This is a genomic window from Halomonas sp. H33-56, from assembly GCF_040147035.1.
In the GTDB taxonomy this organism is placed as follows: domain Bacteria; phylum Pseudomonadota; class Gammaproteobacteria; order Pseudomonadales; family Halomonadaceae; genus Halomonas; species Halomonas litopenaei.
Genome location: NZ_JAMSHP010000001.1, coordinates 676,332 through 701,524 on the forward strand (window position 1 = coordinate 676,332; position 25,193 = coordinate 701,524).

Here is a 25,193-nt window from a genome sequence, read left to right on the forward strand (position 1 = left end):
GATTGATCTTGTCGATTTGTGAACAGTGTTTTTCGAACGGATATCGATGCCTGTTCGTCGACACGTGGACGTTCATGGACCGAGCGCCTCAAGGACTTGAGTCGAAGGATTGGCTCACTGGCCGCAGGGACGCGGTCTTGCAGAGCGATTGAAGCGTGACATTGGATGTCCGGCGGAAGAGCTCGGGAGTGGTCGTCGAAGCGCCTACCTGTCGGTGGCCGTGACGCACCTTGGCTTTCACTAACGTTGGTTGATTACCGCTTCCTGCCACCACCCGGCAGCGCCATCCAGGGGCGGCGGTCAGGACAAGTGGTCGAAGGATGTTCGACGAAAACGAGGAGAGAGACATGAAAACCAAGATGTTGGCAACTGCAGCGCTGGTCTCGATGATGGCCGTCGGCTCAGCCTTCGCCATGGATTCCGATACCTTGCAGAAAAACATGCAGCGGATCCAGGAGAATGCCGAAAGCGCAGAGCGCCAGGCCAAGATTGCAGCCCTCGAGCAGGAGGTTGCAGAGCTGAAGGAACTGCTGCGCGAGACCATCGCGGCGTTCCAGGAAGCGAATATGTAAGTCGTCAGCAAAGACGGCAGCAGTGTTGTCGCGTTTCGCGACCGCTACGTGAAAGGCTCACTCAGGTGGGCCTTTTTAGCGTTTGAAGGATGCTGCGTTCGAATGCCCCTGCGTTCATGACATGCTCAACCGTGGCTACGCTGCTGCGGTTTGCTGGTATCCAGCGCTCGTCCATTGATGGGAGAAAGGTCAGGGCAGCCGATACCGATTCCTATGCTGGTGCCGATGGACGGAATCCTCGATAGTCACGTCATGTCCGGATCTGCCCCCTTCAGGGCCGGCCCTCTTCTGCGCATCGCTGCTGCGGGGCACTAGTCTGCAATCTCCCCCCGTTTGCTGGAGATTGGACATGACCAAAGCACTTCTCGTCATCGATGTTCAGGCCTCTTTTCTCCCGCGCCCCTACTGGGATGCCACTCGACTCGGTGATTGGCCGGAAGCTCAGCGTGCCTTGATCGATCTGGCACGCGAGGCTGGCATGTTGATGGTGCGAATCATCCATACGGAGCCGGGAAGCCAGGGCGCCTTTGATCCCGACAATGGATTGACCCGAGCCATGGAGGGCTTCGAAGACCCCGCTGATGTGACCTTTTACAAGACCGCCCACAACGCCTTCACCGATACAGGGCTGGACCGCTGGCTACGCGGTCGAGGGGTGTCTCGGCTATGGATCAGCGGTATTCGCACCGAGCAGTGCTGCGAGACCACCACCAGGGTGGCCTCCGATCTGGGATACGCAGTGGACTTCGTCAGTGAAGCGACCCTGACCTTTGCCATGCAGCGGGGAGCGCGAACCTTCAGCGCCAGCGACATCCGCGAGACATCGCCGAGCGGGTGGGGGTGAGCGACGAACGTCAGTTGCGCCGGCTGTGGAAGCGCTTTGAAGCTGACACGCCTGCCCGGTGGCGCCGCCAGCATAGTCAGTGGACGCAGGCTCAGCCGGACTGATGTTCAGTAGGCCCAGATTCTGCTGGTCGAGATTCGGCTGGTCGAGGTTCTGCTGGTCGCGGTTTCGCTGGTCGAGGCCCGGCGTGGTCGGCCTTGGCGGCGATCAACGCGCGAAACAATGAGCCCATCATCACCGGAGTGTCCTGTTCGATGACGAAGCCTGCCTGGTCCAGCAATGGCCGGGCCTGGCGAGTGATATCGGTGGCGATGGCGGATGTCAGCAGATTGAGCCCCCTGCGCGCCAGTCCCGAGGGCCGCTCGTCGCTCTGGAACTTGTCCATCACGCATAGCTGGCCGTCGCCTTTGAGGACGCGATGGGTCTCGGTGAGCCCCTTTGCCGGATCCGGCATCACCGCCAGGATCAGGTGCATCACCACCACATCGAAGCTGTTGTCGGCGTAGTCCAGCCGCTCGGCATCCATGGTTCTGGCCTCGACGTCGATGCCAAGCCGACAGGCGCGATCCTTGAGACGCTTGACCATCGCCGGGCACAGGTCGCTGGCGTGGATCTCCAGGTCTCGCGGTAGCCACGGCAGGTCAAGGCCGGTGCCGGCCCCCACCAGCAGTACCTTCATCCCCGACTGCCAGCACACCTGATTCAGAGCGCGCCGCCGCGCCCTGGCAAAGGTACGCTGGGCCACCGTGTCGTAGACGGGGGCATAAAGCGAATAGCGCCAGCGGTTCCAGACGGTGGTGTTGAGCATGGCGGAGCCCCTGGAGGTGGTAGTGATCGGGTCAGGTCCTGCGGGAGTCTTCAGCCTAGACGAAGCCTGGGTAGGCGTCATGACGATGGTGCAAGGGCAGGGCGCAAGGACAGAGCTTTGTGAAAAAGCGGGTCCCATTGCTGAAAGCCGTGGAGCGAGGGCGTCCCTATACTCGAAGCATCGATCCATTTCATGCTTTGCAGTAGCGCGCAAACTGCGCGCTCCCGTCCGACGACGGGCAACGCCAACCACAGCGGAGATCCCCGATGAGCCATACCCCGAGCCGTGCCGACTTCGACCAGTACATGGTGCCCAACTACGCTCCTCAGAAGGTCATCCCGGTGCGCGGCGAAGGCAGCCGTCTGTGGGATCAGGAAGGCCGCGAGTACATCGACTTCGCCGGCGGCATCGCGGTGAACTCGCTGGGTCACTGCCACCCGGTGCTGGTCGAAGCCCTCAAGGCCCAGGCCGACAAGCTGTGGCACCTGTCCAACGTCTACACCAACGAGCCGGCACTGGAGCTGGCTCGGGAGCTGACCGAGCGTACCTTCGCCGACAAGGTCTATCTGTGCTCTTCCGGTGGCGAGGCCAATGAGGCCGCGCTGAAGCTGGCGCGTCGCTGGGCCCATGACAAGCACGGGGCCCACAAGGACAAGATCATTTCCTTCCGTCAGTCCTTCCATGGTCGCACCCTGTTCACCGTCAGCGTGGGTGGCCAGCCCAAGTACTCCCAGGGCTTCGGGCCGGTGCCCGGAGGCGTGCTCCACGCCGAGTTCAACAATCTGGACAGCGTGCGCGAACTGGTCGGCGACGACACCTGCGCCATCATGGTCGAGCCGATGCAGGGCGAGGGCGGCATCGTGCCGGCCACGCCCGAGTTCCTCCAGGGCCTGCGTGACCTGTGCGACGAGCACGACGCCCTGCTGGTGTTCGACGAGGTGCAGACCGGCGTGGGCCGCTCCGGCTCGCTGTACGCCTACATGGACTACGCCATCACCCCGGACATCCTGACCAGCGCCAAGAGCCTGGGCGGTGGTTTCCCGGTGGGCGCCATGTTGACCACCGATCGCGTCGCCCCGGTGCTGGTGCTGGGCACCCACGGCTCTACCTACGGCGGCAACGCCCTGGCCTCGGCGGTGGCATTGGCGGCGATTCGCCATATCGACACGCCGGAAGTGCTCGGTGGCGTCGCCAAGCGTCACGACCTGTTCCGCGAGCACCTGGAAGCGATCAACCGCAAGCACGGTGTGTTCAAGGAAATTCGTGGCATGGGACTGCTGATCGGTGCCGAGATGGCCCCCGAGTATGAAGGTCGCGCCAAGGACATCCTGCCGCTGGCCATCGAGGAAGGTCTGATGGCGCTGATCGCCGGCCCCAACGTGCTGCGCATGGCGCCGTCGCTGGTGATTCCCGAGGCCGACATCGTCGAGGGACTCGAGCGTCTCGAACGCGCCATCGCACGGATGGTCAGCGCGTCGTGAAAGGTGCCGATCAACATGAGCTGACGGGAGGGCATCCGATGCTGGCCGTTCGCCCTGTGCGGCTAGGTGACCTGCCGGCGCTGGAGCGCCTGGCGGGTTCCGCCCAGCCACGTTTGACCAACCTGCCGGCCCACCGTGATCGCCTGGAAGAGCGCATCGCGCGCTCCCAGCGGGCGTTTGCCAGTGAGGCCGAGGTACCCGGGGACGAACACTACACCTTCGTGCTCGAGGATCGCGAGCGGGGTGAGGTGGTCGGTACGGCGACAATCCGCGCCCTGGCCGGGGCCACCGAGGCGTATTACACCTATCGCCAGGAAACCCTGATCCACGCCTCGCAGCAGCTCAATGTTCGCCGTGAGGTGCCGACCCTGGCGCTGTCCCATGAGGTCTCGGACGCCAGCCTGCTGTGCGCGCTGTCGCTGGATCCGCGGTACAAGGGCACCAGCGCCGAGAGCCTGCTGCGCCGCGCCCGGCTGATGTTCATCGCCCAGTACCCCGAGCGCTTCGCCGAGGTGCTGGCGATGGCCTTCCCGGGGTATCTGGACGACGACGGCGAGTCGCCGTTCTGGAACAGTGTCGGTCGCCACTTCTTCGTGCGCGACTACCACGAGATCAACTACACCGCAGGCGTGCGCTCGAAGAGCTTCATTGCCGAGGTGATGCCGCAGTTCCCGCTGTACCTGGCGCTGCTGACGCCCAAGGCGCGCGCTGCCATCGGGCGCGAGCACCCGGCCCACGAGGCGGCGCTGGAGGAGATGCTGGCCGAGGGCTTCCTGCGCTCGCGCCACGTCGACCTGTTCGACGCAGGCCCGGTGATCAAGGGTGACCGCATGCGTCTCGAGTCCTTCCGTCGCGCCGCCTGGCACCCGGTACGCATCCGCCCCGAGCACGCTCTACCCGACGCCGAGCCTGCGATGGTCGCCAACCAGCGCCTGGACGGCTTCTGCTGCACGGTGGCGCGCTACGCGCTGTCGCCGACCGGCCAGCTGATGCTGTCGCCGGCCCACGCCGAACTGCTGGGCGTGGAAGAAGGACGTGCGGTGCTGGCGGCGCCGCTGGGGCTGAGCGATGACGGGCTCGACCCGGGCTACGACGAGGGAGAGCTGTAATGCGCATGCGACCGATCATGGAAGGGGACCTGGACGAACTCCAGGCGCTGGCTCGGGAGACCGGCGTCGGCTTCACCTCCCTTCCCGATAACCGCGAGTTTCTGGCGGACAAGATCGCCTCCGCCACGAGCGCGTTCAACGAGCAGACCCCGGTGGACCAGCGTCTCTACTTCTTCGTGCTGGAGGACGAGGAGAGCGGGCATCTGGCCGGCTGCTGCGCCATCGAAGGGCAGGTCGGGCGTGAAGTGCCGTTCTATCACTACCGCGTTGGCACCCTGGCGCACTCGTCCAAGCAGCTCGACCTGCATCGCACCGTCGATACGCTGTTTCTGAGCTCGGATCACACCGGCGACGCCGAGGTCGCCTCGCTGTTCCTGCGCCCGGAGTTCCGGGGTGCCGATCGCCGCCATCAGCGCAACGGCGCGCTGTTGTCGATGATGCGTTGGCTGTTCATGGCCGAGTTCCGCGATCGTTTTCCCGAGAAAGTGCTGGCCGAGATGCGCGGACGCTTCGACGAGAACGGGCGCAGCGCCTTCTGGGACTGCCTGGGGGCCAACTTCTTCCCCATGGACTTCAACGAGGCGGATCGGCTGACCGGCCTTGGCCAGAAGAGCTTTATCGGCGAGCTGATGCCCAAGTTCCCGATCTATACGCCGTTTCTCTCGGAGCAGGCGCGTGCCTGCATCGGTCAGGTCCACGAGCACACCCGCCCGGCCCTGGCCATGCTCAAGAAGCAGGGGCTGCGCTGGGAAGGCTATATCGACATCTTCGACGGCGGTCCCACGGTCGAGGCCTACATCGACGACGTCAAGGGCGTGCGCTTGTCGCGACACGTGCGTGTCGAGGTCGACCCCAACGCCGACAGCGCCGAGCGGCCCCAGTGGCTGGCGGCGACCACCCGCATGGCCGACTTCCGTGCCGCCTGGGTCGGCCGCGGTCCCGACGCCGACGGCGTGCTGGTGCTCAATGACAACGAGGCGCGCAGGCTGGAGGTCGCCTCCGGCGACACCCTGCGCGTGCTGAATTCCGACGAGGAGGCGTGATGCAACCCACACAACAATTGCTTATCGATGGACAGTGGATGTCCGGCGACGCCGAGGCCTTCACCAAGCTCGACCCGATCACCGGCGCCGAGCTGTGGCAGGGCAAGGCCGCCAGCGCCGAGCAGGTCGCCCAGGCCGTTGCCAGCGCACGCAAGGCTTTTCCCGACTGGGCATTGACCTCGCTTGACGAGCGTGAAGCCTTGGTCGAGCGCTTCCGTGGCGTGCTTGAAAGCCACCGCGAGGACCTGGCGGCCAGCATCGCCCACGAGACCGGCAAGCCGCTGTGGGAAGCACGCACCGAGGTCGGCGCCATGATCGGCAAGGTGGCGCTGTCCATCCGTGCCCGCGAGGAACGCACCGGCGAGCGCGAGCGTGACCTGGGTGACGCCCGAGCGGTACTGCGCCATCGCCCCCATGGCGTGATGGCGGTATTCGGTCCCTACAACTTCCCCGGCCATCTGCCCAACGGGCATATCGTGCCGGCGCTGCTGGCTGGCAATACCGTGGTGTTCAAACCCAGCGAGCAGACCCCGCTGACCGCCGATCTGACCCTGCAGTGCTGGCTCGAGGCCGGCTTGCCGGCGGGCGTCATCAACCTGGTCCAGGGCGCGGCACAGGTCGGCCAGGCGCTGTCCGCCGATGCCGGCATCGACGGCCTCCTGTTCACCGGCAGCGCCAAGGTCGGTGGCCTTCTGCACAAGCAGTTCGCCGGCCAGATGGGCAAGGTGCTGGCGCTGGAACTCGGCGGCAACAACCCGCTGGTGGTCAAGGACGTGCCGGACGAGGACGCCGCGGTGCTGACCATCCTGCAGTCGGCCTTTCTGTCCGGGGGCCAGCGTTGCACCTGCGCCCGCCGCCTGATCGTGCCAGAGGGCGAGGCCGGTGATCGCCTGATCGACGCCCTGAGCGGTGCCATCGAGCGCCTGCGCGTGGCCGAGCCCTTTGCCGAGGAGGCGCCGTTCTACGGTGGTCTGGTCAGCGTCGAGGCGGCCGAGGGGCTGCTCGCCGCCCAGGCAGACCTGGAGGCTCGCGGTGGCAAGGTGCTGTCGCGCATGCGCCAGGTCGAGCCGGGCACCAGCTTGCTGACACCGGGACTCGTCGACGTGACCGGGGTCGAGGTGCCGGACGAGGAACACTTCGGGCCGCTGCTCAAGGTCTACCGCTACCAGAGCTGGGACGACGCCATCGCACTCGCCAATGACACCCGCTATGGCCTGTCCGCCGGGCTGATCGGTGGTGAGCGGGCCGATTGGGACGACTTCCTGCTGCGCATCCGCGCCGGTATCGTCAACTGGAACCGCCAGACCACCGGTGCCTCCGGCGACGCGCCCTTCGGCGGCGTCGGCGACAGCGGCAACCATCGCCCCAGTGCGTATTACGCTGCCGACTACTGCGCCTACCCGGTCGCCTCCGTCGAGAGCGAAGCCCTCAACCTGCCCGAGAAACTGCCGCCGGGGGTGAGCCTGTGAGCGATATGAGCCAGCGGGACGTGGTCGAGGTCAACTTCGACGGCCTGGTGGGGCCGACCCACAACTACTCGGGGCTGGCCCACGGCAACGTGGCGTCGATGTCCCACGGCGGCCTGGTGTCCAACCCCCGAGAGGCGGCGCTGCAGGGCCTGGCCAAGATGAAGGCGCTGAAGGACGCAGGCTACGTGCAGGGCGTGTTGCCGCCACAGCAGCGCCCTGACCTGGGGGCGCTGCGCTCGCTGGGCTTTGCCGGCGACAACGGTCAGGTGCTGGCCCAGGCCGCCAGCCAGGCGCCGCAACTGCTGCGCGCGGTGTGCTCCGCCTCCAGCATGTGGACGGCCAACGCCGGCACCGTGACACCGAGCCTGGATGCCGCTGACGGTCGAGTGCACTTCACCCCGGCCAACCTGCAGTCGAGCTTCCACCGCTTTCTGGAGCCGGAGACCACCGGTCGGGTGCTGGCGGCGATCTTCGCCGATCCCGCCCACTTCGCCCATCACCCGGTGCTGCCGGCGACGCCGGCGTTCTCCGATGAAGGCGCGGCCAACCATACCCGGCTGTGCGGCGAGCACGGCGAGCCAGGGGTGCACCTGTTCGTCTACGGGCGTCAGGCCTTCGGTGGTGACGGCGTCGAGCCGCGTCGCTTTCCGGCGCGCCAGACCCTGGAGGCCAGCCAGGCCATCGCCCGCCAGCATGGGCTCGCTGAGCATCAAGTGGTCTACGCCCAGCAGCACCCGGATGCCATCGACGCCGGGGTCTTCCACAACGATGTCATCGCCGTGGGCAATGGCCCGGTGCTGCTCTACCACGAGCTGGCCTTCCGTGACGAAGAGGCCACCCTCGATGCGCTGCGCGAGAAGATGTCGACGCCGCTGATTCCGGTGCGGGTACCGCTTGAGGCGGTCAGCCTCGAGGACGCGGTGGCCTCCTACCTGTTCAACTCCCAGCTTCTGTCCAATGACGACGGCAGCATGACCCTGGTGGTGCCGGGGGAGTGTCAGGAGCGTGAGGCGGTGTGGCGGTGCATCCAGGATCACCTGCTGGCCGGCAACAACCCGATCGGCGAAGTGGTGGTCAAGGACGTCAAGCAGAGCATGCGCAATGGCGGTGGTCCGGCCTGCCTGAGGCTCAGGGTGGTGCTGAGCCAGGCCGAGCGCGAGGCGCTGTCCGGCCGGGTGCTGCTCGACGACGCCCTCTACGCCGACCTGGTCGCCTGGGTCGAGCGTCACTATCGCGAGCGTCTGGCACCGGAAGACCTGGCCGACCCCAGACTCGCCGAGGAGACATTGGCGGCGCTGGACGAGCTGACGTCCCTCCTCGCGCTGGGCCCTGTGTACCCCTTCCAGGGAGCTGGCAACTGAGCCGCGATGGGCTCAAATGAACACGCGTATCCTGGTTGCTGTTTGTCGATTCGACCCCACCCTCCCCGGTGGGGTTTTTTATTGAGCGAGAGCGCCAGGTGGGCCTTGGTGCAGCGCTTCTGCCCAGGGCATGTAACGCAGCGAAAAGACCGCGTCCGGATGGCAGTCGTTGCCGCGTTGGCGTGGGGTCGCCGGGCTTGCCTGGAAGTCGGATTCGGTCGCGCTGGTGCGGGCGAAGGCTTCGCGGACGACGCCGATGCGACAGCTCAGGGCGTCGCGGTAGGCCTGGCGCATGGGCGGATCCAGGTTGCGGGCGCCTTCGTCGTCCTGCCACCACACCTGCCAGCCGCTTTCGGTGATGTCCTCGGCCCAGGCCGCGTAGACCCCTGGCGTCACGAAGCCTCCGCTGAACATGCTCAGGTGCAGCGGGCCCGTCAGTTGTTGGCTGGCGCTGGCCAACTGGCGCGTCAGTTCCTGGCGTACGCCGGGTTCACGAAACAGCCAGTCATCGAGTTCTTCCGGCAGGTACCAGCCCACCGGCGTCAGCGGCCATTGGCGCTGGATCTGCTGCTGTCGCGCGTGCGCCTTGGCCAACTGCTGGTACCAGTAGTGACGGAAGCGGGCGTTGTCGGGGAGGGTTTCGTAGTATTCGGGGTCCTGATAAAGACCGAGAATCAGATCGAGTCCCTGGCGTTCAGCGTCGACCAGGGCGCTGGACAGCCAGCCATCGGCGCCGCCGAAGGTCTCTTCGCCGTACTGGGTCCACTGCACGATCAAGGTGTGGACGCCGTTCTCGCGGGTACGCCGCCACAGCGTCTGCCACTGCTGTCGGCTGAGCGAGGCGTCGCGATTCTGAGGCTGGTAGAACAGGGTTTCGCTGCGGTAGGCCTCGGCGGCTCTTGTCTGGGGGCTGTCGTCGGCGGCAGCGACCGTCCCCACGGGCATCGCAAGGACCACCGTCAGGGTCAGTGGCGCGACAATGCCAGCGAATGGGACTGGCACCGCGGTGCCTTTGAGGTGTCCGACCACAAGAATGCTTGAGTTCATCACAGGCTCAGCTCCAGTTGGATCATCCAGCCGTCGCGTCCCTGGTAGAGGTTGCCCCCCAGGGATTGCTGGTACTCGGTGGAGACGCTCAGCTTGCGGCGAAAGGCGTTGTAGTGATCCTCGTCGTACCACAGCTCCCAGCGCAGTCCGGCGGCGAGACGTACATCCTCGTCCCAGCCGGTGGTGTCGTGGCTGGTGGCCTGGAGACTGGTGTAGGGCATCAGCGTCTGGGCCGAACGGGTCGGCAGCTTGAAGGTGCGGCCCTGGCGGTAGCGGCCGAACAGCTGGACATCGCCACGTTGGGTCCACCAGGCGGCGTCGAGATAGAGCGAGCGCTCGTTCCACTGCTCCTGGCTCGCGCGCCATTCGCTGCTGTAATCGCCCTGATCCAGAAAGGAGCCGGTGGCCCTCAGCAGCAGATTGTAGTCGGTGTGCTCGTCATCGTTTTTCTGGGTTTCGGCGAACATCTCGGCGTACAGGTTCAGGTTGTGACGGGACAGCGGCTTGGCCCGCAGACCCAGGCCTAGGGATCGTCCTCGTCCGTAGTCATCACGATCATCGCCGCCGAGTATGGTGCGCACATAGCCGGCCAGCTCCCGCCCCTGGTGGATCGGGTCGTGGCCAAGCGCGTGGTCCCATTGAACCACCTGGGTGTTGATATCGTGGCCGCTATCTTCGTCGTTATCGTGGTTCGATGGGTCACTGCGTATCCCCGGCGTCGGGCTGGTCGGCGACCAGCTGCTGGTCAGCGTGATCCGGTCGCGCCGCGTCAGCGTCTCGTGGGTCCTTCGCAGCCGGTAGCGGCGCTCGGCCATGGCCTCGAGGCTGTCCTCGCCCACCGCCAGGTCGAAGGGCTGCAGGTCGATGGCGTCCTCGATGCGCGTCATGGAGCGGGGGTTGTCGCCAATGCTGCTGTAGAGGTTCCCCAGGGTAGCGGCGCTGACGTAGTCCTCGGGATAGGCCTGGCGAGCGCGCTCCAGCAGCGCAATGGCCTCTGACCGAGCACCTGCTTCCTCCGTTGCAGCGAGCGTTAGTCCCAGCTCCCGGGCAAGCCTTGGCGAGTCCGGCGAGGTCGCCTGGGCCTGGGTCAGCCAGCGGCGAGAGAGGGTCGGATTGCCTGCCTGACGGGCCACTTGGCTCGCGCCTTCCAGGACGGCGGTGTCGGTCTTGGGCTTTCCGCCAGCGGCTGCCACTGCGCCTCTGGCCAGCGCCATGGCGTCGGCGTCGTCGTGGCGGGCCAAGGCGATGCGTGCGCCGAGCAGCCTCGCCTCAGGGCTGTCGCTATCCTCGGGCCACCAGCGCCAGGCGCCCTCGGTGTCGCCACTTGCCAGGGCACTGCGCGCGCCGGCCAGGCGATCTGTCAGGTCGAGTTCTCCGTCGCTGGTGCCGTCGCGTTCGAACGCTCGCCACTGACGCCAGGCGGCGTCGGGGTCGCCGGCGGCAAACAGCGCGAAGGCCAGGCGTTTGCGGGCCTGGACCTCTGGCTGCGTCATTGCAGCGGTCCCCGCGCCAGCTTCTGGCTGGCGCGGGGTGAGCTGTGTCAGCGCCCTCTGAAAATAGGCGGCGGCCTGGGCGGGCCTGTCTTGCGAGCAGATACCGAGGGCCGCCCAGGGTGGCGTGCTGGCGTCGGCCACGCTGCGAACGACAGGGCAACGATCGTGGCGGGCAAGCTGCTCGAGCAGGTTGTTGCGCTCGGTATCGGCCAGTCGGGGCCGGCGTACCAGCGCTTCCAGCGTTGAATCGGTGACGCCGGCATTGTCGTCGGCGTAAAGCTGGGCCAGTCGCGCCAGTGAGGTCGCCGATAGCCGCTCGGGGGCAAGCTTGAAGGCTTGCTCCAGCAGTCGCCGGGCCGCCTGGGGCCGCTGTGATGCCAGATACAGATAGCTTGCCTGCTCAAGCGAGCCGGAATCGCCGGTCAGATGATAGTGCTGCTGCCATAGCTCGGCGGCCTCGGGGCGTCCCAGCCGCTGGGTCAACTCGGCGCGCTCGCGCAGGATCGCCGGCGTCTGTGGCTGACGTGTCAGCAGGCGCAGCGCCTTGTCATCCAGCCCGTCGGCGCGATAGCGATCCAGCAGCACCCGATCGCGTCGCTGGTGCCAGGCCTCCGGCAGTTCCGTGGTTTCCAGCAGGTCGAGGGCATCGAGACGATCGGCGAGTATCAGCCAGCTTTGCGGACCTTCCTTTGCGTCGCACTCGGTGAAGGTGCTCAAGGCCTCGGGGTCGCCATGATCGCTGAGCCAGCTCACCAGCGTCAGGCAATCCATGTCCTGGCGGCTGGCCATCTGGCGGACCCTGTCGGTGTCGCCCACTGCCAGCGAGGTCTGCAGCAGCTTGCGGGTGTCGCTGGCGTCCAGCTGATCCGACTGCTCCAGGGTGGCCAGCCAGCGCTGGGCGATCCCGGGGTAGCCGAGAGCGATGGCGCGATCGGCGCCTGCGCGCAGCACGAAATGGCGGACGTCGCCCTCGGGAAGCCTGGCGATCACGGCATTGATGCCGCGTGCATCATCGGTCTGAATCATGGCGATCGACAGGCGTCGCCAGTCGTCGTCGTTCAGCGTATCTTCCATGGCGTGGGGCACCAGCGCATCGATCACGCCGTTCCAGTCCTGGATCTGCTCGGCCAGGGCGGCACGGTAGCGGTCCTGTGCCAGGGCGTCCTGCCGGGCGGGCACCGTAGCAAGCCATTCCAGCGCTGCCCGGGCGCCGCGGGTTGCGCGCAGATAGTCGGCCTGGGCGCTCCACAGGGCCTCCCGGGCGCTGCCCGACGTTTCGCTGAGCCATAGCGTCAACTCGCCCTCGCTGGCGTGGCCGTCGGCGATCCAGGCCTGGCGCAGGGCATTGATCTGGACCGCCGCCACGTTGGCGTCCAGCGCCCCCAGCGCCGCCATGGCGCCATCCAGATTGCCCTGCTTCGCCAGTGCCTGGGCCAGCAGGCGATAGGCCTCGACGTTCTCGGGTACCTGACTGATCAGGTGCTCCATCAGCTGCTGGACTTGCGCCCAGTCGCGCTGTTCTGCTGCCCGGTAGGCCTTGTCGAGATAGGGGTAGCTGTGAAACTCCTCGAACTGGCTCAGCCCCCAGGCCGGTGGCTGAGCCAGCAGCTGAGCCAGCGACACGGCGATCAGCAGCGACATTGCCCTGGCCTTCATACCGCCACATCCTCGAGGCTGCGGGCCGCCTGTCGGCGGTGGTCCGCCTGGAGCGCGAGCGCTCGCTCCAGATCATTCGACGTAATCATCCCGCGTGCGACAAGGAAGTCGCCCAGACGACCCTGTTCAGGATCGAAGTCGATCATCGCCTGACCGAACAGGGCGGGTGTGATAAGCCCTTGCTCCAGCAACAGTTCTCCGAGCAGGTACTGGTGAGCGCAGTAACCATCGAGGCGTGCGGCGTCGGCGTCTGCATCCAGTTCAAGCAGCCGGTCCCGGTCGACGTCGCCAAGCTCTCCCAGGTACCAGTGGCGCAGGCCAAGGGTGACGCGACCGAGCGGGACCAGACGCTGCTCGACAGGACGCTTGATGCGCCGGCCAATGGCGCCGATGGCGACCGGACTCAAGGCGGTCTCGGTGGCGATGATCAGGCTGTCGCCGCTCTCGCCGATGGGCAGCGTGGCGTAGCGCAGGGCGACATGCCGGGGCAGGGCGTCGATCAGCGGGGGCGACAGCACCAGCGGATGGATCTCGACGCTGGCGATGCCCCGCCGCCTGGCATCCAGCCTGGCCAGCGTCGCCCCGGACACCAGGTCTCGTGCAATCAGCTCTCTGGGTAGCCGACGTGCTCCGACGTCAACACCTATGCGTTCGATATCGCTTGCGGTGACAACGCCATCCTCGATCAACAGGGCTTCGAGAGAGACTTGCACGGCGTCGTCGAGCTGGGGGAAGTCGTGGGTGGTCTTGTCCCAGGCGAAGGTGCGGTGACGCGCCCGGGTGAAGAAAAGCTTCCAGGCCCGCACGTTAGCCAGAAAGTTGACCAGATTGCTCCACAGCATGCGTGGAAAGGACAGCAGGCCCTGACGCCAGCCGTAGTAGATCTTGACGAAGTAGAAGCGCTGGAAGGCCCTGTTGACCAGCAACAGGCCATTGATGGTGAGCAGGGTCTCCAGCAGCCAGCCACCGAGGATCGACTGGAAGTGCCAGGCCTGTGGCGACAGCACGGCGTACAGCCAAAGCCCTGCCAATACCAGCATCAGCAGGGTGGCGACCAGCGCCAGGGGGTAGGCCACCAGGCCACGACGGTCGCGCCACAGAAAGTAGTTGAGACGCCAGTTGGTGCGGCTCCAGCCCAGATGCTGATAACCCTGGAAGACGATACCGGTGATCCAGCGGGACTTCTGCCGGACCACCGCGCCCAGCGCCGTGGGGAAGTGCTCGCGCACACAGATCACCTTGCTGTCACGAATCGACAGGCCGTGGGCCTGTTCGCGCCGAGGCGACAGCTCGTCGCGCTCGACGCTGTAGCGCACGAAGACACAGGACAGTCCGCTTTCGTGCAGGCGAAAGCCGATATCGTAGTCTTCGGTCAAACTCCAGATGTCGAAGGTGATGCCGTCATTGAGCTCTCTCAAGTGGGCCAGCGCACGACGACTGAAGCAGGTGCCGACCCCGGCGCTGGGCACCTGGCCGCACATGGCCTCGCGAATCAGCACGTCCTTGCCGTGGTACTCGGAGAACTCGTCGATGTAGTGGCCGCCGGAGAGCTGATACCAGCGTGGTCGGAAGGGGTAGACCGGGACCTGGATCAGGTCCTTGTCCGGCAGCAGATAGTTGTAGAGCCTAAGCTCCATCGGCGAAATGACGTCTTCGGCGTCATGCAGGATGCAGCCGGCAAACTCGATCCCGGCGGCCTTCTCGAAGCGCGCGATGGCCTCGATGATGTTGTTCAGGCAGTCGGCCTTGCTGGTGGGGCCGGGGCGTACCGTGACCACCTTGTGCACGTTGCTGAAGCTCTGGCAGACCGCGTCGACCTCGGCCTGGGTCTCGGGGTCGTTGGGGTAGGTGCCGACGAAGATCTGATAATTCTCGTAGTCCATGGTACTGGCCATCAGCTGGGCCATCTGGCCGACCACGCCGACTTCCTGCCAGGCCGGCACCATGACCGCCAGCGGTTTCTCCCGGGCCTGATAGAGACGCTCCTCGTTGGCCCTGGGGTTATCGCGATAGATCGACCAGTAGCGCCAGCTACGCCGGGTCCAGTAGATCAGGTCGAGAAACAGATCATCGATGCCCATGGCCAGCATCAGCAGGCACAGCGTTATGGCGACGTACTTCAGGGCGTACAGCACATGGATGGTGGCGTCGACCAGCCACAGTGACAGCTCGGGGGATAACTCAGGCATCGCCGGCCTCGAGTGTCTCGACGGCGCGGACAAGCCAATCGTTGAGGTCTGCGATGATCTGCCTGGCGGCGTCGCCGCTACCGTAGGGATTGGGGATCGCGGCCATGCGCCGGCGCGCCTTTTTATCGTCGAGCAGGAGCGCCGAGGCGGCCACGATGGCGTCGCTGTCACTGCCGGTGAGGATGACGGTACCGGCGCTCAGGGCATCGCATCGCTCGGTGTGCTCACGCATCACCAGTACCGGCACACCGAGGGCGGGAGCCTCCTCCTGGATGCCGCCGGAGTCGGTGAGGATCAGATAGGCGCGGCCCATCAGCCAGACGAAGTCACGGTAGTCCTGGGGGGGCACCAGCAGCACGTTGGGGATGCCCGCCAGGGCGTGTTCGACGACGTCCTTGATCGCCGGGTTGAGATGGACCGGGTAGACCAGGTCGACGTCCGGGTAGCGAGCGGCGAGTGCGGCGATGGCGGTGCAGATGGTACGGATGCCATCGCCGTGGTTTTCCCTGCGGTGGCCGGTGATCAGCACCAGCCTGGCGTCGTCGCGCAGCGCGGCAAGCGGTGAGGGGGCTGCCGGGCGATAGCCTTGGCGGTCGAGGCGGTCTTTCATCCAGGCCAGGGCGTCGATGACGGTATTGCCGGTCACCAGGATGGAATCCGGTGCCACCTGCTCACGCAGCAGGTTGTGACGCGCCGACGCGGTGGGGGCGTAGTGGCGCTGGGCGATACGCGCCACCATGCTGCGGTACGCCTCCTCCGGCCAGGGCGACGCGATATTGCCGGTGCGCAGCCCGGCTTCCACGTGAGCCACCGGGACCCGCCGGTGGAAGGCCGCGAGGCTCGCGGCAAAGCAGGTAGCGGTATCACCATGGACCATCACCAGGTCGGGGGCCACCCGGGACATCACCTGATCGAGTGCCTGGATCATGGCCTGCATCAGACCGTTGAGGGTCTGCGCTGGTCTCATCACCGCCAGATTGCTGTCCGGCGTGAGGTCGAACAGCGACAGTGCCTGGAACAGCATCTCGTCGTGCTGGCCGCTGGCACTCAGATGCAGTGACAGTGCCGGGCATGCCTGTATGGCCTGGGCGACCGGGGCCATCTTGATCGCCTCGGGACGGGTTCCAACAACGAGCATGACGACAGGCATGAGACGTCCCATAGGAGCGGAGTAAAGTATTCTTTGATTATCTCAGCATACTTCGGTGCGAACTGGGCGCCATCGCAGTGATCTAGGTCAACAAAAGGATATTTTTTGCCGAAAGCGGCGAGAGGGCGACACCTCGTAAGGGAGAGGTGGAGCGACTCTTGGGAGAGAGGGTGGCGGCGAGCCTGGAGAGAGGGTGGCGGCGAGCGTGGAGAGAGAGCAGCGGCGGGAATCGAATCCCGGGACGACCCAGCCAGCCAGTCAGCAGGTTTTGCAATGCACAAGGAAGTCGAGCACCTTGTGCTCGCTCATCTCGCAAGGCTTCAGTTGCCACCCACGAGCGGTCAGGTAGCCATTGAGACTGACCATATCGTTGCCGCCCAACTCCCGCGCGAACACCTTGAGCGAGCGCCCTCGGTTGAAGGTGCGTCGGGTCATGGCGTAGCGGCGTCCCCGGTAGTGCACCTCGCTGTACCCCTCGGGCACACCTTCGAGCAAGAGCGCCAGGTCGTCGGGCGTCAGCTTGTCGGCTGTCAGATCGTCAGCAGCGGGATCTGAAGCCGGCTGCGGCCTGGCATCGGGCAAGTCTGGATGGGCCTTTGATGCTGCCGGCTTTCCAGTGGATGCTTGCGACATGGCATAGACCTCCAGGGCAATTGCTGCGGCGGCGAAGGGGCCGAGCGGTTATGCTGAGTCTACCCAAGTTTTCCCAGGCCAAGGAGGGATGCCCTGTGGCTGGAAGTAGCCTGTTAACCCTGATCGACGACATCGCCACCCTGCTCGACGATGTCTCGGTGATGACCAAGGTGGCGGCCAAGAAGACCGCCGGTGTTCTCGGCGACGATCTGGCGCTCAACGCCCAGCAGGTCACCGGCGTGGCGGCGGATCGCGAGCTGCCGGTGGTGTGGGCGGTGGCCAAGGGGTCGCTGTTCAACAAGTGTTTCCTGATTCCCGGCGCGCTGTTGATCAGCGCCTTCGTGCCCTGGCTGGTGACGGTACTGCTGATGCTTGGCGGGGCCTTTCTGTGCTTCGAGGGCGCCGAAAAGCTGGCCCACAAGTTCCTGCACAAGGAAGACGCCGAGCAGGAGCGCCAGGCGCGACTGGCGGCGCTGGCCGACGGCGAAACCGACATGAAGGCCTTTGAACGCGACAAGATCAAGGGCGCCATCCGCACCGACTTCATTCTCTCGGCGGAGATCATCGTCATCGCGCTGGGCACCGTCAGCGCCGCCCCCCTGAGCCAGCAGATCGCGGTGCTGGTGGCCATCGGCCTGCTGATCACCGTGGGCGTCTACGGCCTGGTGGCGGGGCTGGTCAAGCTCGACGACCTGGGGCTCTACCTGACGCAGAAGGACGGCGGCCTGGCACAGGCCCTGGGCCGAGGACTGCTCAAGGGCGCACCGCTGTTGATGAAGGGGCTGTCGATCTTCGGCACCCTGGCGATGTTCCTGGTCGGCGGCGGCATTCTTGCCCACGGCATCCCGGTGGTCGGGCACTGGATCGAGGGGCTGGCCGAGACCGAGGTAGCCCTTCCCGGCCTCGACGCCATCATGCACGGGCTGGTGCCAATGCTGGGGAACGGCCTGTTCGGCCTGGCCGTGGGTGCTGCCCTGGTGGCCGTCTGGACCGGCGTCCAGCGGCTTCGGGGCAAGGGCCACTGAATGTCAATGCTGGTCGATCATGCTTCGTTCGTCCTGGCCGTGGGCGCGGCTCAGGGGCAAGGGCCTCTGATCGTGGATAGGTAGACAGGGGCGGAGCGTGCTCCTGGCATCAAGCAAGAAGGGCGACCCGTGGGTCGCCCTTCTTGTGCGGTGGATGGCCCTTTCCTGGCTTTGCCGATGGCCCTTTCCTGTCTTTACTGATGTGGGGCCTAGCCGGTAGCGCGTCGGCGGGCCGCGACCAGGGCACGCAGGGCGTCCACCGTCAGGAATATCACCAGGCTTACCCCCATTACCGGCATCGCCAGTCCCAGCAGCAGCGCCACCAGCGAAATGAGCGCCAGCACCGACAGCGGCAATTCCAGCAGGGCTTGCCACAGTGTCTGGCTGTCGCGGGTCAGGGCACGGCGGCGCCACCACATGGCGTAGCCCCAGCCGACCATGGTCATGATGCCGATGCCGAGAGAGGCCAGCAGCAGTTGGTTGGGCAGGCCGAAGAGGATGCCCATATGGCCGTCGATGCCCCAGCGGGTGAGCTTGGCCGCAGGCGGGTAGTCGTTGAAGCTCACCTTATCCAGCACCTGGAAGCTTTGCGGATGGATCGCCACCTCGTCCACCTGGGACGGCCAGCTACGGTCGATCTCGCGCACCTTCCAGGCCTGATTGTCGCCGGGCACCAGCAACTCGATCTTGCCGGCGTCGAGGCCAGCCTCACGGGCCTGGCGTTCGACCGCGTCGAAGGCCTCAAGCGACCCCGACACGGTCGGGTGAGCGCCGGGCATTGAGTGGTCGGCGTGTGCGTCGTAGGCGACGTCGTGGGCCTGAAGCGACTGGGACACCCGAGGCGTCCCCCAGCCCGCGGCCTTGAGCATGGTGAAGAAGTTGTCGCCGGCGTACTTCGACCAGGTCATGCCGGTGGCCGACAGGGCCAGCAGGCCGACCAGCAGGAACAGCCCCAGCAGACTGTGGCGTCGGCGGGTGCGCAAGCGACGGGCGGTGCGGGTCTGCTTGCCGGGCTGCACTCGGGGCGAGGGGGTGACCGCCCAGATGGCCAGTCCGCCCAAGGCGGCGAGCCACATCCAGGAGGCGGCCAACTCGCTGTAGAGGCGGCCCGGGTCGCCCTGCATCAGGCTGCGGTGGATCTGGTCGATGATCCGGCGTAGCGGCAGCACCCCGCTGGTACCGTAGACGGTCATGTCGCCACGGATCTCGAGGCTTTGCGGATCGACAAAGATCGCCCGGTGTTCGCCGGCGTCAAGGCTCGGGTCGGCGAACATCACCCGGGTGGTGGCGCCGGGTTCGGGGGCCGGGCGCACGGCGCTGGGCAGGGCGGAATCATCGAGATAGTCCTGGGCCGCTGCAATCTGGCGTGACAATGGCCGGGCCAAGGTCGCGGAAGCGCTGTCCGAACCGGTGGTCAGTGCGTCCCGGTACAGTGCCTGCTCCAGTGCCGGGGTCAGCGCATAGAGCGTGCCGGTGAGGGCGGCGAAGAAGATGAAGGGCCCGACCAGCAGGCCGATATAGAAGTGCAGTCGTATCACCAGCGTCTTCAGCGCCGGCGCAACGGGTTTCGCGTGCGTCGTCATGGTCATTCTCTTGGAGTCGGAGTTGCCGACGGCGATGCCGTTCGGTGGCTCTGGAGGCGGTGGCCTCGATGGATCACGACAATGACGCGGGAGGGGCGCGGGGAGTCGGACGCTGGAAGCGCCCGCTGACAACGGGGGGAATGCCTGCAGCACAACGTGCCGGCGGGGCCCGCGGCGCCAGGCTAACCAATACCAGCAACAGCAGGGCCAGCCACGGCACCTGGGCAAACAGTACGCAGTAGCCACAGGCGGCCAGGTGATGATGCCCGGCGTCACCGATAGCCCCCTCGGCGGCAGGCTCGAACGTGCCGTGCCCCTCGACCTTGCCGACCGCCCCCTCGGCGGCAGGCTCAAACGTGCCGTGCCCCTCGACCTTGCCGACCGCCCCCTCGGCGGCAGGCTCAAACGCGCCGTGCCCCTCTACTTCCGTGGCGCTCGGCGTGGGATCATGCTGGGCATGGCCTTGTCCGGTGCCTTGAGCCAGGCCTTGGTGGTGACCATGTCCATGGTGGTGTTGTCGACCGGCCTCGTCCTCCATCGCCAGGCGCTGGACCTGGCTGATCAGTGGGCCTACGAACAGCATCAGCATGGCCAGCACCGCCAGCAGGCAGACCCGGCGCTGACGGCGGGGTCGGGAGCTCAAGAGACGAGCGGCTGAGGGCATGAAAGAGGCAACCTTAGCGATCGGGAATATGCAGACGGGCCACTATAGTGCAGCGCCTGGCGTTTGCCCACGGTGGAGGCATGCTCTTCCGAGGGACCTGTGCCGGCGGCAATAGGGGCACACGGGACAGCAGCACCAGCCAGGGAGCTTTCAATGGGTGACCGCTTTGAAGAAGGCGAAGAGATCGATGAAGGGATCGATGTGCGCCAGGGGCCGCATCCTGGGCCGGACCGAGAGGCGCCATCGCTTGGCAGCCAACGGCTGGATCGGCCGCTCCATGGGCCGTTGAACCAGTCTCGATGTCAGCCGTTGTCGCTGGGCTATCAGGCGCTGCTGGAGGAGGGACATCTGGTTGCCGATGCCGCCCAGGCCCGGGCGGTCGAGGCGCTGGACGCATTGCAGCAGGAGCTCGCTGGCGGCGTGATGAGCCGGGGCCTGTACCTCTGGGGGCCGGTGGGTCGTGGCAAGACCTGGCTGATGGATCTGTTCGTCGAATGCAGTCCGGTGACGGTGCGTCGTTGGCACTTTCATCACTTCATGCGCTGGGTGCACCAGCGTCAGTTTTACTGGCGCGGACAGCCCGACCCGCTGGCAAGGCTCGCCGAGGAGCTTTCCGCCGAGGTCGGGGTGCTGTGTCTCGATGAGGTGTTCGTCGAGGACATCGCCGACGCCATGCTGCTGGGCGGGCTGATGCAGCAGCTGTTCGCCAGACGCCTGACGCTGGTGGCTACCTCGAACCAGCCGCCGGCCGAGCTCTATCGAGATGGCTTCAATCGCGAGCGTTTCCTGCCGGCCATCGCCGCCATGCAGGCCCATCTTCAGGTGCTCGAACTGGATGGCGGTCAGGATCATCGCCGCCATCCCGGCGACGTTCACCAGCGCTATTTTGTGCGTAGGGCCGGCGACCCCGGCATTCTGTCCGAGCAGTTTGTTCGGCTGAGCGGCAGGGCGGCGACGCCCCGAACACTGGCGCTTGGTGGCCGCAAGCTGGAGGCCAGAGGCCTCGAAGGCCAGGTACTCTGGTGCGACTTCGCGGCCCTGTGCGAGGCGCCGCTGGCGGCGCTCGACTTTATCGCGCTATGTGATCGCTTCGATACGCTGTTGCTGGGGGAGGTGCCGTGCCTGGCTTCCAGGCCTGATGAGGATGACAGCGACGGCAGAGCCGCGCCGGATCGGCGACCGGGCGCTCCGCGTCCCATCGCTCGGGGTACCGAAGACGCCAGTGAGCGGGTGGCCGCCGGTGATCGCGTACTGCCGCCGCTGGGAGCCAGGGACGACAGCGTGCGTCGCTTTATTGCCCTGGTCGACGAATGCTACGACCGCCGGGTACCGCTGGTGATCGAGGCGTCGGTGGCGATGGAGGAGCTTTATCCCGACGGCTATCTGGCGTTTGCCTTCCGGCGCACCCTGAGCCGGCTTGGCGAAATGCAGCTGGCGCGCTTCGGGCAGCGCCGGTTGCCTTGATCCTTCCGGCGTCAGCCTGGGCGAGGCCGCGCTTGGCAGGCGCCGTCGAAAAGTGTCGGCAAGGACAACAACGCTCACAAGTGAACGGCAATAGACGGAAGTGGACAGCAATGGACGAAAATCGACAGATGAACGGGATCACCATCGAGCGCTTGAGCGCCGCTTCGCAACAGCTTGACCAGGTCGCCGACTGGACCTTTGACGCCTGGGGGCACCTGCATCCGGAGGCCGACATCGCCGGCTGGCGACAGGCGGTGGCTCAGATGTGCGGTCCGGCCGGGGTGCCCTCGGTGTTCGTGGCGATGAAGGAGGGGCAGGCCCTGGGCACGGCGAGCCTGTCGCCGGATGACATGAGCATTCGCCGGGAACTGTCGCCGTGGCTCGCCTCGGTCTACGTGCCGCCCGAACAACGCGGTCAGGGGCTCGCCTCCGCACTGGTACGGCGGGTGGAGCGGGAGGCCCGCGACCACGGCATCGAATGGCTTCACCTCTACACGCCGGATCAGCAGTCACTGTATCGCCGGCTGGGGTGGGAGGAGCTCGAAGAGCTCGACTACCTGGGTGAGCGGGTCACCATCTTGCGGCGGCGGCTGATTGATGGGTGAAGTGAAAAGGTTTGTCGGAGGATGGACTGTGCTCAAACAGTCTTTTTCGGAAGTTATCTGGTTGAATTTTTTATAAAAAACGAAGGTGTGTGGTGGGGTGGGCTAGCCGCTGGGTTTGCCGCAGGCTAGCCTTCGTCAGGAGTATGCCATCTACCTTTTTGCAATCGACTGACCCGGAGATCATGCCATGGACAAGCACACCATCGAAGGCAAGTGGAAGGAACTGAGCGGTGCCGCCAAGGAAAAGTGGGGAGAACTCACCGACGACGAGATTCAGCAGGCCGAAGGCAACAAGGAAAAGCTGATCGGCATCATCCAGCAGAAGTTTGGCCTGGCCAGAGAAGAGGTGGAGAAGGAGTTCGACAAGCTCAAGGGCCGGCTCGATCAGTAGCGGCGAGTGCCGCGGGCTCTGTCGCCCGTGCGGGCAGGCAGCGTCTTGTACCAGCGGGGAGTCATCGTGACTCCCCGTTGTTCGTTGTGGGTCAGGTCTGGTGTCCTCAGGTGCTCTCACCTTCCAGCAGGGCGAAGCCAACGTCGATCTGGCGTTCGGGGTCACGGCCCTCCAGATGGTCGATGATCTGCGAGGCGGCGAGCCGGCCGATGGCCTCGCGGGGGGAGGAGATGGTGGTCAGACGCGGCATCAGCGAGCGGCCGAAGGGCAGCCCGGTAAACCCGGCGATGGCGATGTCGTCGGGTACTCGCAGGCCCCGGCGCTGTGCGCCCAGCAGGGCGCCGCTGGCCATTACATCGTCGACGAAGTGGATCGCCTCGACGCCCGGGTGGTGGCGACGGACCTCGTCCAGCGCCGTGGCGCCCAGATCGAAGTGGCTGTCCTGGTGCCACTCCATCAGCGGGGCCGCAAGTCCGGCCTTCTCGAGCCTGGTGCGGTGGCCGGCGTAGCGCTGGGCGGCGCGATAGTTGGACTCGAGCCGGGTGCCGGCGAAGACGATATGACGGTAGCCCCGAGCGATCAGATGATCGGCCATGGCGGCGCCTGCCTTTTCGTGGTCCATGCCGACGTTCATGTCCAGCGCCGGGCCCAGTTCCATGATTTCCACCAGCGGTCGAGGAAAACGTTCCAGCAGCGCGCTCAGCCCCGGCTGGTGGCGCAGGCCGGTGGTCACCAGGGCGGTAGGGGACCAGCCGAGAAAGGTGCGGATCAGCTCTTCTTCGCGCTGCATGCTGTAGTCGGTGTTGCCCAGCAGCATCTGGTAGCCGTGCTGATCGAACTGTGCCTGCAGCCCCTGGATGACCTCGACGAACACCACATTGGACAGCGACGGCACGATCACCGGGATGAAACGCGAACTGGCCGATGCCAGGCTACCGGCCACCATGTTGGGCACGTAGCCAACCTTGGCGATCGCCGCCTCCACCTTGTTGCGGGTGGTCTCGCGTACGCTCTCCGGGCGGTGAATCGCCCGGGATACGGTGATCGAGGAAACACCAGCCTCACGGGCGACGTCGTCAAGCGTCGGGTTGTCCAGGCCCTTGCGGCGGCGGCGATCACCGCCCTGGGTCTCGTTCATCGGACTCTCCTTGATCGATGGCATCAGAGGGACGCCTGCCTTCCATGGTATGCCGAATGGAGCGCGCTGGCTCGCTCGTTCCCGGGCTGTCTACGTCGCAGGTCGGTGGAGACATGGCCCAGTTCCACGGCCTCGAGCGGCGGATGCCGAGCGCTTCATGCAGGGCAGCTTGGATCAAACGCTGCGCGCCTCGGGGCACCCATGGTCCCGACACCGGGATCACGGCGGTAGTTAGACATTGGTCGATGCCTATCGCTTTCGTGCTTGTGCAACAAGGGACTCTGGACTAAAAATGTTAGCGCTAACATCTTGCAGGACAGCAGCGGTGATCTTCACTCATCATCGTCGACCGGATTTCCTATCGTCCTGTTATCGGTATTGGTCGCTGGCCTTCGATGTGCCGGGGACAGATACCGCCTCCCTGCTCCTTCCGCAGATGAAGTCGAAGCAGGCCATACTCTTGTTTGTCGGCCCTGACGGCCTCGTTCCCGGAGAGCAGCATGAGCGAATCATCCACAACATCCGCCGGATCCCCTGTCTGTGGCGTGGTGGGGCTTGGCGCCATGGGCATGGGTATCGCCCGAAGCCTTCTGCGTGGCGGCCTTGAGGTGATCGGTTGCGACGTTTCCAGCGCCTCCCGTCAGGCCTTCGAGGAAGCCGGTGGCGAGGCGGTGGCGTCGGCCCGTGAGCTGGCGCCGCGCTGTGACGTGGTGCTGCTGGTGGTCGTCAACGCCGATCAGGTCGAGGCGGTGCTATTTGGAGAAGATGGCCTGGCGGCGACGCTTGCGTCGGGCAGCCTGGTGATCCAGTGCGCCACCGTGGCGCCGAGTTTCGCCGAATCCCTGGGACGCCGACTGGCAGAGGCTGGGCTGATGATGCTCGACGCCCCGATCAGCGGCGGGGCGGCCAAGGCGGCCAGCGGAGAGCTGTCGGTGATGGCCTCCGGGAGTGCTGAGGCCTTCGCCCTGGCCGAGGCACCGCTTGGTGCCATGGCGGCCACGGTCCACCGGCTGGGTGACACGCCGGGGCCCGGCTCCAGCGTCAAGCTGGTCAATCAGCACCTGGCCGGGGTGCATATCGCCGCCGCCGCCGAGGCCATGGCGCTGGGCCTGAAGATGGGCATCGACGGTCGCGCGCTGTACCGGGTGATTACCCAGTCGGCGGGCAATTCGTGGATGTTCGAGAACCGGGTGCCGCACATTCTGGACGGCGACTATCACCCGCTGTCGGCCGTGGACATCTTCGTCAAGGACCTCAACATCGTCCACGACACCGGCCGCGAACTGCGCCTGTCGATGCCAGTGGCGGCCAGCGCCCTGCAGCAGTTTACCGCCGCCAGCGGCATGGGGCTGGGACGCGAAGACGACGCCGCAGTGGTCAAGGTCTACGCCGCCACCGCAGGGATCGCACTGCCCGCGGCCAATGACGACGACGCCGGATAAGGCCGCGTCGCAGCCGTGCCCCTCCC

General features: G+C 65.9%; 21 protein-coding genes. 12 read left to right on the forward strand and 9 right to left on the reverse strand.

Annotated elements, in window-relative coordinates:
* Window positions 1-347 precede the first annotated feature (347 nt).
* Both NFH98_RS03115 and NFH98_RS03120 read left to right on the forward strand, forming a co-directional pair.
* Window positions 348-572: a hypothetical protein gene (locus NFH98_RS03115; protein ID WP_124802861.1), complete on the forward strand. Its 225-nt coding sequence runs from the start codon at window positions 348-350 to the stop codon at window positions 570-572.
* A 349-nt stretch (window positions 573-921) separates the two neighbouring features.
* Entirely contained in the window at window positions 922-1,416 is a 495-nt protein-coding gene (locus tag NFH98_RS03120; protein ID WP_349622211.1) for a cysteine hydrolase family protein, read from the forward strand.
* A gap of 91 nt (window positions 1,417-1,507) precedes the next feature.
* On the opposite strand, the gene NFH98_RS03125 is transcribed toward NFH98_RS03120, so the two are convergent.
* Window positions 1,508-2,224: a class I SAM-dependent methyltransferase gene (locus tag NFH98_RS03125; protein ID WP_349622212.1), complete on the reverse strand. Its 717-nt coding sequence runs from the start codon at window positions 2,222-2,224 to the stop codon at window positions 1,508-1,510.
* Window positions 2,225-2,490: 266 nt separating this feature from the next.
* Here NFH98_RS03125 and NFH98_RS03130 point away from each other — a divergent pair, with 266 nt between their 5' ends.
* Genes NFH98_RS03130 through astB form a run of 5 tightly spaced genes read left to right on the forward strand, consistent with a single transcriptional unit; the run spans window position 2,491 to window position 8,687 of the window.
* A complete protein-coding gene (locus NFH98_RS03130; RefSeq protein ID WP_287163232.1) occupies window positions 2,491-3,705 on the forward strand; it encodes an aspartate aminotransferase family protein in 1,215 nt (404 codons plus the stop codon).
* Between the two features lie 38 nt (window positions 3,706-3,743).
* A complete protein-coding gene (locus NFH98_RS03135) occupies window positions 3,744-4,814 on the forward strand; it encodes an arginine N-succinyltransferase (RefSeq protein WP_349622213.1) in 1,071 nt (356 codons plus the stop codon).
* The gene (gene astA, locus NFH98_RS03140) at window positions 4,814-5,857 is read left to right on the forward strand and encodes an arginine N-succinyltransferase (RefSeq protein ID WP_045990904.1); all 1,044 of its coding nucleotides are present in this window, start codon (window positions 4,814-4,816) and stop codon (window positions 5,855-5,857) included. Before NFH98_RS03135 ends, astA begins: the two co-directional genes overlap by 1 nt.
* Window positions 5,857-7,326 (forward strand): succinylglutamate-semialdehyde dehydrogenase, encoded by a 1,470-nt coding sequence (gene astD / locus NFH98_RS03145; protein ID WP_349622214.1) that lies wholly within the window; start codon window positions 5,857-5,859, stop codon window positions 7,324-7,326. Before astA ends, astD begins: the two co-directional genes overlap by 1 nt.
* Window positions 7,327-7,331: 5 nt before the next feature.
* Window positions 7,332-8,687: an N-succinylarginine dihydrolase gene (astB, locus tag NFH98_RS03150; RefSeq protein ID WP_222515818.1), complete on the forward strand. Its 1,356-nt coding sequence runs from the start codon at window positions 7,332-7,334 to the stop codon at window positions 8,685-8,687.
* A 78-nt stretch (window positions 8,688-8,765) separates the two neighbouring features.
* Here the strand turns inward: astB and NFH98_RS03155 are convergent, their stop codons facing one another.
* The 5 genes from NFH98_RS03155 to NFH98_RS03175 all read right to left on the reverse strand — a co-directional run bounded on the left by NFH98_RS03155 (window position 8,766) and on the right by NFH98_RS03175 (window position 16,855).
* On the reverse strand, window positions 8,766-9,689 hold the full coding sequence (locus NFH98_RS03155) for a DUF4434 domain-containing protein (RefSeq protein ID WP_349622215.1): 924 nt from the start codon (window positions 9,687-9,689) through the stop codon (window positions 8,766-8,768).
* Window positions 9,690-9,733: 44 nt separating this feature from the next.
* Window positions 9,734-12,883, reverse strand: a complete 3,150-nt coding sequence (locus NFH98_RS03160; RefSeq protein WP_349622216.1) for an NfrA family protein — start codon at window positions 12,881-12,883, stop codon at window positions 9,734-9,736.
* The gene (locus NFH98_RS03165; RefSeq protein ID WP_349622217.1) at window positions 12,880-15,072 is read right to left on the reverse strand and encodes a glycosyl transferase family protein; all 2,193 of its coding nucleotides are present in this window, start codon (window positions 15,070-15,072) and stop codon (window positions 12,880-12,882) included. The genes NFH98_RS03160 and NFH98_RS03165 overlap by 4 nt, the downstream gene beginning before the upstream one ends.
* Window positions 15,065-16,222 carry a non-hydrolyzing UDP-N-acetylglucosamine 2-epimerase gene (wecB, locus tag NFH98_RS03170; protein WP_349622218.1) on the reverse strand — a complete coding sequence of 386 codons (1,158 nt, stop codon included), beginning with the start codon at window positions 16,220-16,222 and terminating at the stop codon, window positions 15,065-15,067. Before wecB ends, NFH98_RS03165 begins: the two co-directional genes overlap by 8 nt.
* Before the next feature lie 258 nt (window positions 16,223-16,480).
* Window positions 16,481-16,855: a hypothetical protein gene (locus NFH98_RS03175; RefSeq protein WP_261391954.1), complete on the reverse strand. Its 375-nt coding sequence runs from the start codon at window positions 16,853-16,855 to the stop codon at window positions 16,481-16,483.
* A 95-nt stretch (window positions 16,856-16,950) separates the two neighbouring features.
* Between NFH98_RS03175 and NFH98_RS03180 the strand changes: the two genes are divergently transcribed.
* A complete protein-coding gene (locus tag NFH98_RS03180; RefSeq protein ID WP_108131280.1) occupies window positions 16,951-17,880 on the forward strand; it encodes a DUF808 domain-containing protein in 930 nt (309 codons plus the stop codon).
* Between the two features lie 209 nt (window positions 17,881-18,089).
* Here NFH98_RS03180 and NFH98_RS03185 read toward each other — a convergent pair whose 3' ends face one another.
* Together NFH98_RS03185 and NFH98_RS03190 are read right to left on the reverse strand one after the other, a co-directional pair.
* Entirely contained in the window at window positions 18,090-19,463 is a 1,374-nt protein-coding gene (locus tag NFH98_RS03185; protein ID WP_349622219.1) for a PepSY-associated TM helix domain-containing protein, read from the reverse strand.
* A 73-nt stretch (window positions 19,464-19,536) separates the two neighbouring features.
* Window positions 19,537-20,127, reverse strand: coding sequence for a DUF2946 family protein (locus tag NFH98_RS03190; RefSeq protein WP_222568231.1), 591 nt, complete (start codon window positions 20,125-20,127; stop codon window positions 19,537-19,539).
* 153 nt (window positions 20,128-20,280) lie between these two features.
* On the opposite strand from NFH98_RS03190, the gene zapE reads away from it, so the two are divergent.
* The 3 genes from zapE (at window position 20,281) to NFH98_RS03205 (ending at window position 22,587) form a co-directional block, all read left to right on the forward strand.
* On the forward strand, window positions 20,281-21,591 hold the full coding sequence (gene zapE / locus NFH98_RS03195) for a cell division protein ZapE (protein ID WP_349622220.1): 1,311 nt from the start codon (window positions 20,281-20,283) through the stop codon (window positions 21,589-21,591).
* Window positions 21,592-21,701: 110 nt separating this feature from the next.
* Window positions 21,702-22,196: a GNAT family N-acetyltransferase gene (locus NFH98_RS03200; RefSeq protein WP_261391953.1), complete on the forward strand. Its 495-nt coding sequence runs from the start codon at window positions 21,702-21,704 to the stop codon at window positions 22,194-22,196.
* 187 nt (window positions 22,197-22,383) lie between these two features.
* Window positions 22,384-22,587, forward strand: a complete 204-nt coding sequence (locus NFH98_RS03205) for a CsbD family protein (protein WP_045990910.1) — start codon at window positions 22,384-22,386, stop codon at window positions 22,585-22,587.
* A gap of 106 nt (window positions 22,588-22,693) precedes the next feature.
* Here NFH98_RS03205 and NFH98_RS03210 read toward each other — a convergent pair whose 3' ends face one another.
* Window positions 22,694-23,725: a LacI family DNA-binding transcriptional regulator gene (locus NFH98_RS03210; protein WP_349622221.1), complete on the reverse strand. Its 1,032-nt coding sequence runs from the start codon at window positions 23,723-23,725 to the stop codon at window positions 22,694-22,696.
* A gap of 500 nt (window positions 23,726-24,225) precedes the next feature.
* On the opposite strand from NFH98_RS03210, the gene ltnD reads away from it, so the two are divergent.
* Window positions 24,226-25,167 carry an L-threonate dehydrogenase gene (gene ltnD / locus NFH98_RS03215; protein WP_108448013.1) on the forward strand — a complete coding sequence of 314 codons (942 nt, stop codon included), beginning with the start codon at window positions 24,226-24,228 and terminating at the stop codon, window positions 25,165-25,167.
* Window positions 25,168-25,193: the final 26 nt, after the last annotated feature.

What these genes read in the sequence shown, in the direction of transcription:
- NFH98_RS03165 (WP_349622217.1), bottom strand. Translation starts at nt 15,072, where the DNA reads ATGCCTGAGTTATCCCCCGAGCTGTCACTGTGGCTGGTCGACGCCACC.
- astD (WP_349622214.1), top strand. Translation starts at nt 5,857, where the DNA reads ATGCAACCCACACAACAATTGCTTATCGATGGACAGTGGATGTCCGGC.
- NFH98_RS03185 (WP_349622219.1), bottom strand. Translation starts at nt 19,463, where the DNA reads ATGACGACGCACGCGAAACCCGTTGCGCCGGCGCTGAAGACGCTGGTG.
- NFH98_RS03130 (WP_287163232.1), top strand. Translation starts at nt 2,491, where the DNA reads ATGAGCCATACCCCGAGCCGTGCCGACTTCGACCAGTACATGGTGCCC.
- zapE (WP_349622220.1), top strand. Translation starts at nt 20,281, where the DNA reads ATGGGTGACCGCTTTGAAGAAGGCGAAGAGATCGATGAAGGGATCGAT.
- wecB (WP_349622218.1), bottom strand. Translation starts at nt 16,222, where the DNA reads ATGCCTGTCGTCATGCTCGTTGTTGGAACCCGTCCCGAGGCGATCAAG.
- NFH98_RS03115 (WP_124802861.1), top strand. Translation starts at nt 348, where the DNA reads ATGAAAACCAAGATGTTGGCAACTGCAGCGCTGGTCTCGATGATGGCC.
- NFH98_RS03200 (WP_261391953.1), top strand. Translation starts at nt 21,702, where the DNA reads ATGGACGAAAATCGACAGATGAACGGGATCACCATCGAGCGCTTGAGC.
- NFH98_RS03160 (WP_349622216.1), bottom strand. Translation starts at nt 12,883, where the DNA reads ATGAAGGCCAGGGCAATGTCGCTGCTGATCGCCGTGTCGCTGGCTCAG.
- NFH98_RS03175 (WP_261391954.1), bottom strand. Translation starts at nt 16,855, where the DNA reads ATGTCGCAAGCATCCACTGGAAAGCCGGCAGCATCAAAGGCCCATCCA.
- astA (WP_045990904.1), top strand. Translation starts at nt 4,814, where the DNA reads ATGCGCATGCGACCGATCATGGAAGGGGACCTGGACGAACTCCAGGCG.
- NFH98_RS03210 (WP_349622221.1), bottom strand. Translation starts at nt 23,725, where the DNA reads ATGAACGAGACCCAGGGCGGTGATCGCCGCCGCCGCAAGGGCCTGGAC.
- ltnD (WP_108448013.1), top strand. Translation starts at nt 24,226, where the DNA reads ATGAGCGAATCATCCACAACATCCGCCGGATCCCCTGTCTGTGGCGTG.
- NFH98_RS03135 (WP_349622213.1), top strand. Translation starts at nt 3,744, where the DNA reads ATGCTGGCCGTTCGCCCTGTGCGGCTAGGTGACCTGCCGGCGCTGGAG.
- NFH98_RS03190 (WP_222568231.1), bottom strand. Translation starts at nt 20,127, where the DNA reads ATGCCCTCAGCCGCTCGTCTCTTGAGCTCCCGACCCCGCCGTCAGCGC.
- NFH98_RS03205 (WP_045990910.1), top strand. Translation starts at nt 22,384, where the DNA reads ATGGACAAGCACACCATCGAAGGCAAGTGGAAGGAACTGAGCGGTGCC.
- astB (WP_222515818.1), top strand. Translation starts at nt 7,332, where the DNA reads ATGAGCCAGCGGGACGTGGTCGAGGTCAACTTCGACGGCCTGGTGGGG.
- NFH98_RS03125 (WP_349622212.1), bottom strand. Translation starts at nt 2,224, where the DNA reads ATGCTCAACACCACCGTCTGGAACCGCTGGCGCTATTCGCTTTATGCC.
- NFH98_RS03120 (WP_349622211.1), top strand. Translation starts at nt 922, where the DNA reads ATGACCAAAGCACTTCTCGTCATCGATGTTCAGGCCTCTTTTCTCCCG.